The following is a 10,240-nucleotide window of genomic DNA, read 5'->3' as shown; positions in this document are numbered from 1 at the left end:
TTTTTATTTTTAAGACGATACATCATTCGACCAAATTTAAAATGAGATAGTGATGCATAGATAAATAATAAAATTTGAGCAATACCTAATGCTGTACTTGGTACTAAAAGAACAAGTACATACAGTACAACACTAATTGTAGCCATAAAAATGGTAATACTCATAAACCAATCAAGGCTTAGTTCATTAATATTACCTTTATATTCCTTTGCTGCACTTCGTACATTAATAATTGAACTGGAATAGATCATTGCACTTGCTACAGCCCAATCACTAGTAACAAGTAAGTCCCCCCAATTCCCTGTAAAACCCTTAACAAGAATTAGAGCAATGAATGGTAATATTATAAAAACATATGGGATTGCTGCATATCTAATCTCTTCTAAAGAGTTCATTTTGTTCACCGCTGCATTTTATTATGTCTTTAACCCTATTTACCCTCGCGTTCTTTATACAAGTTTCCCCTTTAACCTTCCAAAGTTCATATGTTGAATCAACTAAAAGACTATCTTTTACCTCAATGTTTTGAGCGCCATTTTGGTACTCCTCTAACCATTTTGCATGCTTTATAGGAGCATTATAAATCAATCTTGTATTGGTATTTTGAAAGCGCCATTTAAGATGACCTTTAAAGCAAGGCCTAATCACATTAACAATTTCATCACCGTCATGCTGCCCCATATAATTAGAAAACATCTCACGTGGTCGTTTAGTCAAACGAAAACCAGTATCAATGCTTATAACATTATCAGGAATGCTTAGATCTTCTGTAATAGTTAATTTCTCATCAGGTTCAATCATTCGATTTGCTTCGGATAATTTATCCATAGCTAAAGCTATATCAAGCTCACAAAGTGTCGGTTCAATACGTTCTTTAAATTTACCACTAGCATTTACTTTATCAGCTAATTTTTCGTTATGCGCATCAGTGATTGTTACCAGTTCATCATAAGAATTTACGCTACCAGTTAGATCATTCATTAAATCATTTGGACTAGTTAATAAGTCGAATAATTTTAAAAACTTTAATTTAATTGAGCCACTAGTTATCTCCTCAAGCTCAATAGAGAACTCTAGATCATGACCAATAGCATTTGCAATTGCATTACCAAAAGCTTCATATGCTTCTATATAGTGACCCATTGCATATAAAATATCTGCAACATTTTTTCGGTGTGGATTGTATTCAAAATGGAATTCAAGAGAAGAGTTTTTCATTGCAACCTAAGCCTATATATTTTTTTGGCTAATCATACACTTAGTTTAATATTATGGATAGTTAAGAAAAACACATAACGCCTGCATAACACGTTTGCTACCATGCAGATTAAGCCTAAATTTACCACTTAATACGGTAAACCCAAAGAAATCTAGAATGCCGAATGTAGCAAATCGTGTTGATGCATTTGTTACACGATCTTTGTCAACGCTTCTATTAACTTGGTAAAGAATTGATTTACCAAGATTTACTGTAAACTGAGTTTAATTAGACTGGCTCAATTAAGCGAGCAAAATATCCTACCAACGGCAATAACTGTGATACGAAACAATCCCTTTTTCTTACACCATTTGTACGATTTGGTTTCAGCCTGTTTTGAGCTAATAAACCAAATATCCTCACCACAATTGGGATTGAGAATACTACGAGGAAAACACTGATTCAGGATAAAATGAGGCAAAACCATGAACAATTGAAGCGTGAATTGGTTTCTGAAATCCATGAACTTTTGGCAATAATGGTCAATTGCCGAACCTGATGAAATGAAATCTAAAAGGCAGCAAAGAAAAAGGAAATCCACCCTACTTTCACGCCTAAAAAACTAATGGTTCAATCGCTGGACTGAACCAAAAAAACTGCATTCTCAGAGTTCGTATAACGCCGCAATAACACGTTTACTACTATGCAATTATACTTAACATTGACGCCTTAAAACGAGAAACACCCGGAAAACTGAGATCGCCGAGTGTAGTAAATCGTGTTGATTGCTTTGTTATGTAACTGTTTACTTAAATGCTTTACTGTACTGCTTACCTGCTTCCGTGTGTGCTAAAAGGAGTATTTCACTCTGGAAGCTTCTAAATAATTCATCCAAACTTTTAAATGCCGAGCTGTAATTTGCTAAATCCCCTTTTGGACAATAATACTTCTGCCCACCGATGACTGTGGGTTTATCGTTCATCAAAGTGTCCCAATTACTAATAATTTGAGTTTGTTCTGTACGCGATAATGTTTTGATGAGATCTACGGATAAGAAGCGTTCAAGCTGAAAGAGCTTTTGGTGTTCACCTAAGATATTTTCTATCGACTCAAAAATAAAGTCCTCAACTGTCATCGGATACCCCACACCAGTATTTGGATCAAATTTACTTCTAGATATTGCAGCAATATCAGTTGGCTTTATATTTTTTGCTATTGATTTAAACTCAACCTCATCTAATGGGTTAAGGACGATACTTTCAAATTTCGCCCAATCCCCATATGCAACAATAAAGATCCTAGATATACTGTCTAAAACATTTCTTAGGTGAACTGCAACAATTTCATCAACTTTAACTTGTTCTTCATGTCTCTTACGCTCAATTTCTCGCAAAGGTAAATAACAACTGATGAAGTAGATTATACAGCCAGCTAAACAAGATAAAAATATATTCACTAATACTGATACCAACTCACCCGCACCAGCAAACCACTCAGTACAATCTCTCGCTATCACTTCAAATATTAAAACGAACACTAAGCTAAAAGTCCCTAGTGCAATTAAAATTTTATCGTGTTTTTTCAATTCATTACCCCGATTTCAATTAAGTTACATAACGCCTGCATAACACGTTTACTACTATGCAATTATACTTAAAATTGACGCCTTAAAACGAGAAACACCCGACAACCTGAGATGCCGAGTGTAGTAAATCGTGTTGATGCATTTGTTATAAGCGTTCTTACAGATTAATGGTAAGCAAACCTGGACAAATTTCTACAAACTTAAAATCAGCTAAATCCCAATATTCGAAGCGTCTTTTTTGAGCAATACTCTCCCATCGTTCTGGAAGTAAAAAAGAATTCCCAAGATAAATGCCATAACATTCTTTGTGCTCTTTTATTTCCAATATATGGTAAATTCTATTCGCTCCTACAGGATCTTTAAGCCAATACGGAACTAGATATTTAGTATTTCGACCTTCTAAGTTTGGCTTTCCGAGACTCTTATTGATCCAAACAACATCGTGATGTGAAACGTCCTCAGTAAACTCTTTGGTTTCTGGTACGACTAGCACACTAATTTTTTGCATATTTCCTTCCTAGCTTATAACGCCTGCATAACACGTTTGCTACGATACAGACTTACCTGAATTTTAACGCCTTAATCACTGAAACTAAAGGCAAACTGACAACGCCGAGTGTAGCAAATCGTGTTGATGCAATTGTTATATTGCCTATTGATAAACGACATGAAATCGTTCCAATACAAGAACCATATCCTCACTAGGCTTAATATTTAACTCTGAACATTCAGCAGCAAAGAAACGCCAATGAGCTTCACGCCACCATTTTAATGAACGGTCGCCCTCGCCTTCTGCATGAGCAAACTCAGCCGTAACTTCGTTATATTTACACGTTTCAACTGAATCAACTTCAATGATACAAATTGGGTTCCCATTCCAATCAACGACCACTTGTAAGTGACCAACGGTTGGCATTGGTTCTTCACCAGATTCATACCAAACGTTTAAACTACAAGTTGCTGTCTTTTGACCAATTCGGATTAATTCCGCACATAAATTGGCATTATGCTCATCAGCACAGAAATAGTCTGAACTGAATGATTGATACTTTTCACGCTCAATTTCAGAAAGTGAGCTTAGATACTGATTTAAGTAGGTTTGAGACTGTTCTTCCATGAAATCCTCTTAACTATTTTCGCAATATAACGCCTGCATAACACGTTTACTACTATGCGATTATACTTAATATTGACGCCTAAAACGATAAACACACGACAACCTAAGTTGCCGAGTGTAGTAAATCGTGTTGATGCATTTGTTATGTGCGTATATCTTCATCTAGGACGTAACTGAATGTACATACGATCTGTATTAATCCCTTTACGATAGGACACAATATAATCGCTATATTTATCAGCGAAGTTAGCTCTCATATTAGCCACTACATTAGTTGAAATTCCATGAGTAAATCGAATAATGTATTTACCATTATCTAATATGACTTTATCTATTACCTCAATGCTTGCTAATTCACTATACATATTTGTAACTAATGTTGATGTTGCTTTTGGCAAAGCCTCATAAACGGCGTATGGTTCAACTACCTCTATCCTTGGAATCGGCTTCGGTTTATATCTAGGAGTTACGTCTATATAATCTTTATTAGGTTCTTTTGTTGCATCATCAGCTGCCTTCCAGCAAATATGTGTTATCGCAGCAATTAGCTTACTCAAATTAAAGATTATTGTTATAAGTAAAAAAGGTAATGAAATTAAAGCTTTCAAAGCTTCAAATGCTTGCTTACCTAAACTTTCCTCATTTTCGTTATACATGTTCAATTCACTCAAAATTAATGAGCTAATTTTATACCTAAATTATAAAAACGAATAGACATTTAGCACATAACGCCTGCATAACACGTTTGCTACCGTGCAGATTGAGCCCAAATTTACCACTTAATACGGTAAACTCAAAGAAACCTAGAATGCCGAGTGTAGTAAATCGTGTTGATGCGATTGTTAACTGCGCTTTTCAGCTTTAGTTACACAAACAGAAAACAGCTGTTTCATTGGCACATAATTACAGTGATAACCATGGATATTTGCGGCTACCCACTGCTCAGAAGTAATACCAGAAAAATTAATATTGTAACCACAGTTGATTGCAATATGCTCAAACAACAAACGTTGAGCACGACCATTACCTTCACGGAATGGATGTAGAACATTAATATCGCAATAATACTCAGCTAACTTAGTAAGAAACTCATCGTATGGTAGATCCACTAAATACTTATCTTTCTCTAACATTGAAAATAGATTATTTGCTTCTTTTTCAATCCTAGCTACATTACAGAAACGTGTATTTCCCTTTGAAATATCAATCGCTCTTAACTCGCCAGCCCATTCAAATAGATCGGAAAACAAAACATGATGAATTGAACGCAGATAGCTGAAATCGTAAGGAGGTAATTGAAATTCCACATACATCGCAGCTAACGTTGTTAAATCACGTTCAGCAGCCTCTAGTACAGTTTCATTGCTGATATTGAGCTTATTAACAAGAACCGTACTATTTTCGTAAGTATAAGGATCTTGTGTTGTGCCATATTTATCAGCCATTGAGCGCCTCTAACGAATTAAGGTTTGAATACTTGTTTAACAAAATTTGACGTTGTTGCTCTCTATCGAGTGATAAATCGAAATTACTAGCAACATCATGGCCCTCTAAACGCATACTTTCTTTAAAGTTATCCATTTTAACTTGCTCGAAATAGGCATGTTTTTCTTCGTAAGAAGAAAGCATTGAATTGCTTGGCATAACTAAATCAATGTCATTAAGTTGAGATTGAATCGCTTTCCCTGATTCAAAAACACCCCAGCTACTAATAGAAAAACGGAAGGTTCGGCCCTGGCGCTCTCTTTGAATATTTAAGCCTAAATTTTCAACTAATGAGTTAACTACGGATTGAACTTTACGTTCAGAAATCCCAGTTGCAGCCACTATAGCTTGAGTATTTGGAGATTCCAATCGTGTCATTGCAGCTAAAACTAATAATTCGTACTTCATGCTTACCTCGCACATTTATGCGGAAATAATATTAGTCTACTACTCAAAGAGAATGATTACCATATTTGAAAGCTAAATTAACCAAGAAGCAGTTAACGCCTGCATAACACGTTTACTACTATGCGATTATACTTAAAATTGACGCCTTAAAACGAGAAACACCCGACAACCTGAGATGCCGAGTGTAGTAAATCGTGTTGATGCATTTGTTATAACTATGAAACTCCAGACTAAAAATTAGTATCAATATAAGATGCTAATGTTTCATACTCCTGAGTCATTTCTCCCATTAAATCAATCTGATTTGCTGCCCAAGATCCACGTCCACGCAAACCAGCAGTTGGACGGTGACTGGATAGATATTTAATTGGTATATTTTGGAAAATACTATCCGAAGCCATAACGTTTAAATCTTCAATTCCAGCTACATAATTTGTATTAACAAATGATGGAATTGCTGAATAAGTTGAAATATTAGATAAGCTTGGAATTAACTGAGTAGTAATGGCAGTTTTAATTGATGCATGATGAACGGCATCTGCTGCAACCATTTGTTTTACGCCATTTCTTTTTCTTGTGTCAAAATTATTAAAAACCCATCCACCAAATTTAGGCATACCTTTCGATAAGATTACTGGGTCATTAGGGTTGCTTTGTAAATAACGCTGTTTACCTTGCTCCCAGTCTTGAATAAACAGAGGCAACATTTCACCGATTAATCCAACGCAATAAGATGAAAATAAATCCGGTGTACATGGAACAAGGAAGTAATCCGAGCAATATAAAGATGAACGGACTAAGGTATTAAATGAAGGCGGCAGATCGATTAAGACATAATCATACTCAATGTCATTAATTCTTGATGCTTCTTGTGTTAATAATTCAGGTAAAATGAAACGGTATAAACCCGAACCACCAATTACATCAGTACCAACGTTCAAAACGTCTGAAAATGAGTTTAACCAAAAGTCTCCAGGTACAATGTCTAATCGGCCATTTCGATTAGCTATTTTAGGAGATGAAGTGTATATGTCACCAAATCTATTTTGTTGAATATACGGTAAAGCAAAAGCTTTAACCGTTTTTCCAAATGGGTGCGCTGGTGATGTTTGTAATAAATTTGAAAATTCCTGATCACCTAAACATGCAATGGATAAATTACACTGAGGATCAAAATCTAAAAGTAATACATTTTTATCAAGATCAGCTAAAGAAACGGCCAAGTTCCAAATAATCGATGTTTTACCTACGCCGCCTTTGTTATTAAAGACTGATATTGTTTTAGTCATTTTATTAAACCTATTTATAATTTTCTTTATTTTACACGTATCTAAGTAACTAAGACATAGTTATAACGCCGCAATAACACGTGCGAAAGACCGACTTACAAAGCCAATTATACTCTAAACCGCGAATGCCGAATGTAAATAGCATCGTGTTGATTGCTTTGTTATACGATCTTTGTCAACGCTTCTATTAACTTGGTAAAGAACTGATTTACCAAGATTTACTGTAAACTGAGTTTAATTAGACTGGCTCAATTAAGCGAGCAAAATATCATTTCAACAGCAATAACTGTGAAACGAAACAATCCTTTTTTCTTACGCCATTTGTACGATTTGGTTTCAGCCAGTTTGGAATAGATAAATCAAATATCCTAACCACAATTGGGATTGAAAATGCTGAGAGAAAAACACTGATACAGGCTAAAATGAGGCATAACCAAAGAACAATTGAAGCGTAAATGAGCCGCTGAAACGCCTGAATTTAGGGCAATAATAGTTCAATGCCGAACCAGATGAAACGAATACCAAAAGGAAACAAAGAAGAAGGAAAACCACCCTACTTTCACATCTAAAAATCGAATGGTTCTATCGCCGAACTGAGCCAAAAAACTGCTATCTTTAGTTCGTGTAACGCCTGCATAACACGTTTGCTACCATGCAGATTAAGCCTAAATTTACCACTTAACACGGTAAACTCAAAGAGACCTAGAATGCCGAATGTAGCAAATCGTGTTGATGCATTTGTTAGGCATTACTCACAGAAATCCTCTATACGCATTATTTGATCTTCTTCCTCATCTCTTACGAAACCAGCAAGTTGAACATTAAGAACAATCATCATTAAACAAAATTGATCTTTTAATATTAACTCCTTAAATTTTTGACCTTTTTTAACTCCATTAACTACAAATGACTGAATATCATTTTGAACTTCCGGTTCAAAGCTTTTATATAAGTTATTAATATCAGATTTACTAATCAACATTTGAGGTTTGTGAGCGAACCGATTTCTCAAATTAGTCAACTGTGTAATTGGTTTATAAAAACTTTCATCTAAACCCAAAGCAACACTTAATCTAAGTCGGTCAGAGAAATCTAATCGCATTTTGTCTATATATGCCGGCTCATAAGCCACAAGAGATAAATACTTATCAATATGCTGTTCTAGATATATATGAGCTCGAATGACCATTCCTAACTCATCCTCATTCATAAATATATCAATTAAATCATTACTCATTTACTACCTCTTGATGCCTAACGCCTGCATAACACGTTTACTACTATGCAATTATACTTAAAATTGACATCCTAAAATGAGAAACACCCGGCAATCTGAGATCGCCGAGTGTAGTAAATCGTGTTGATGCATTTGTTAGCCGGCTATATAGCCATCATCACAACAAATATAATTAGCTACTCTTGAAATTTAAAAAATACTTTACGAGTACCTTCTATATGTTCAACATCATTTTGATTAATTATTTTATTCCAAAATAGAACTGATTCAACTGTAGCCTCTACAAATAATTCCTCAGCTCCTATATGTTTCACTGATAACATTACATGATTAAACAATTGTTCAGCAACACCAAAACGTCGATTTGAAGGAATTACGTATAGTTTATACAGCTCAGGACAGTCAATATCTCCACAAACAGTAGCGACAGCAACAGGCTTACTATCCTTTAAGGCGACATAAAATGTTGCCTCCCTTGGTTCAGCCCAAATATCTACGATCCCAACATTAGATTCGTTTTTTAGCTCTAATTGTAATTTTTCTAAAATTTCTTTACTTGGATTATCAATAAACTCCATACTATTCCCTACCTAACGCAACCATAAATTTAATATTATTATTTTGAATGATATTTATAATACTGCATTGTTTCTGCTGGTGTGCCTTCAGCTCCACAATGAGTACAATTAAAACTATCAGATAATCGATGTGCGGAACAACGCTGCCCTGTACAATTATCTCGGTCACACCAGCAACTAACAGAGCCTGAACCATTAGCACTGTTACCACAATTTGTACATTTAACTTTTTGATTCATAATTGTCACCCTTTTAATTATACGCACCCATTATGGCATATCTTTATTTTATCTGCTGAGTGAATATATAAAAGTGTGATAAATAACAAAGCCGGCTAACGCCTGCATAACACGTTTGCTACCATGCAGATTAAGCCAAATTTACCACTTAATACGGTAAACAAAAAGAAATCTAGAATGCCGAATGTAGCAAATCGTGTTGATGCATTTGTTATAACACTTACGCCTACTTATCTAATTACTAACTCGTGAGTCATTGTATCGAATACGCCAATACAAGTTTTATCGAAGGGCAATTGAGCAATAATATTACCATGACTTGAAATTATCTTACTTCCGCCTAACCCATTATCATTGGGGTTATTCAAAGAATTAGGCCAATTACATTGAATAACCATAGCAGAAAGTGATTGAGCTATCTTTTTTGAGTCTTGCTCATAATTTGTACTTTCAGTATTTACTGAGAATTCAGGTTGCCCAATATAGCTTGGCCAGAGAATGTAAGATGGCGATTGAACTGATAATTGTTCAACAACCCAATTAACGTCGCTTGCCTCACGGCACAAATAAGAGCTGAACGTCCCAAGTGGATGTTCCAAAATACTACGCTTATCACCAGATTCAAAAAATGTACACTCACTTTGAGTTAGCCCTACTTTTCGCCAAACTATCTCAAGAGTTCCCTGCTCATTAATAGCAGAGTACACATTATAAACCTTATTATTTTCATTTAATGGGTAGCCGACGAAAACCAATGTATTTGACAGTTGGCATTGAATTGAAATTTCATTCAGTGCATTTTCGACCAAATGTTGCTGTGCCTGGTTTTTAATATCTCGATGAAAGCCAGTAATTGCCAGTTCAGGAAACACAAGAACATCCAGATCATGATTCTTGGTAACGATATTACAAATCGTTTTTGTATTCCCCTCAACAGTCCAATCCATGGGCATTTGAGCTATACCTACTTTCAACGAGCACCTCACTAACTATAAAAAATGAACCGGTGTTATAACGCCGCAATAACACGTGCGAAAGACCGACTTACAAAACCAATTACACTCCAAACCGCGAATGCCGAATGTAAATAGCATCGTGTTGATT

12 protein-coding genes are annotated in these 10,240 nt (G+C 35.3%); all 12 read right to left on the bottom strand.

Translation table 11 applies throughout. The features are described from left to right. A partial coding sequence (locus tag PVK63_RS19690) for a hypothetical protein (RefSeq protein WP_274440934.1) occupies window positions 1-395 on the bottom strand: 395 nt, incomplete at its 3' end. Continuing rightward, window positions 373-1,218, bottom strand: a complete 846-nt coding sequence (locus tag PVK63_RS19685) for a hypothetical protein (RefSeq protein ID WP_274440935.1) — start codon at window positions 1,216-1,218, stop codon at window positions 373-375. The genes PVK63_RS19690 and PVK63_RS19685, both read right to left, overlap by 23 nt. Window positions 1,219-2,003: 785 nt before the next feature. Then, window positions 2,004-2,783, bottom strand: a complete 780-nt coding sequence (locus PVK63_RS19680; protein WP_274440937.1) for a hypothetical protein — start codon at window positions 2,781-2,783, stop codon at window positions 2,004-2,006. A gap of 157 nt (window positions 2,784-2,940) precedes the next feature. Then, window positions 2,941-3,291, bottom strand: a complete 351-nt coding sequence (locus tag PVK63_RS19675; protein ID WP_274440939.1) for a hypothetical protein — start codon at window positions 3,289-3,291, stop codon at window positions 2,941-2,943. 144 nt (window positions 3,292-3,435) lie between these two features. After that, window positions 3,436-3,900: an ASCH domain-containing protein gene (locus PVK63_RS19670; protein ID WP_274440940.1), complete on the bottom strand. Its 465-nt coding sequence runs from the start codon at window positions 3,898-3,900 to the stop codon at window positions 3,436-3,438. A 158-nt stretch (window positions 3,901-4,058) separates the two neighbouring features. Next, window positions 4,059-4,556 carry a hypothetical protein gene (locus PVK63_RS19665; RefSeq protein WP_274440941.1) on the bottom strand — a complete coding sequence of 166 codons (498 nt, stop codon included), beginning with the start codon at window positions 4,554-4,556 and terminating at the stop codon, window positions 4,059-4,061. A gap of 186 nt (window positions 4,557-4,742) precedes the next feature. After that, the gene (locus PVK63_RS19660) at window positions 4,743-5,345 is read right to left on the bottom strand and encodes a putative adenosine monophosphate-protein transferase Fic (protein ID WP_274440942.1); all 603 of its coding nucleotides are present in this window, start codon (window positions 5,343-5,345) and stop codon (window positions 4,743-4,745) included. Beyond that, window positions 5,338-5,793, bottom strand: a complete 456-nt coding sequence (locus PVK63_RS19655; protein ID WP_254106423.1) for a YhfG family protein — start codon at window positions 5,791-5,793, stop codon at window positions 5,338-5,340. Before PVK63_RS19655 ends, PVK63_RS19660 begins: the two co-directional genes overlap by 8 nt. 230 nt (window positions 5,794-6,023) lie before the next feature. Continuing rightward, entirely contained in the window at window positions 6,024-7,082 is a 1,059-nt protein-coding gene (locus tag PVK63_RS19650; RefSeq protein WP_274440944.1) for a ParA family protein, read from the bottom strand. 748 nt (window positions 7,083-7,830) lie between these two features. Then, a complete protein-coding gene (locus tag PVK63_RS19645) occupies window positions 7,831-8,319 on the bottom strand; it encodes a hypothetical protein (protein WP_274440945.1) in 489 nt (162 codons plus the stop codon). A 176-nt stretch (window positions 8,320-8,495) separates the two neighbouring features. Continuing rightward, window positions 8,496-8,897 carry a GNAT family N-acetyltransferase gene (locus tag PVK63_RS19640; protein WP_069582279.1) on the bottom strand — a complete coding sequence of 134 codons (402 nt, stop codon included), beginning with the start codon at window positions 8,895-8,897 and terminating at the stop codon, window positions 8,496-8,498. Between the two features lie 469 nt (window positions 8,898-9,366). After that, on the bottom strand, window positions 9,367-10,122 hold the full coding sequence (locus PVK63_RS19635) for a carbon-nitrogen hydrolase family protein (protein ID WP_081327803.1): 756 nt from the start codon (window positions 10,120-10,122) through the stop codon (window positions 9,367-9,369). Window positions 10,123-10,240: the final 118 nt, after the last annotated feature.

The sequence above is a fragment of the Aliivibrio sp. S2TY2 genome (genome assembly GCF_028765525.1).
GTDB classification, from domain to species: Bacteria; Pseudomonadota; Gammaproteobacteria; order Enterobacterales; family Vibrionaceae; genus Aliivibrio; species Aliivibrio finisterrensis_A.
This window is presented reverse-complemented; position numbering and strand designations above follow the sequence as displayed.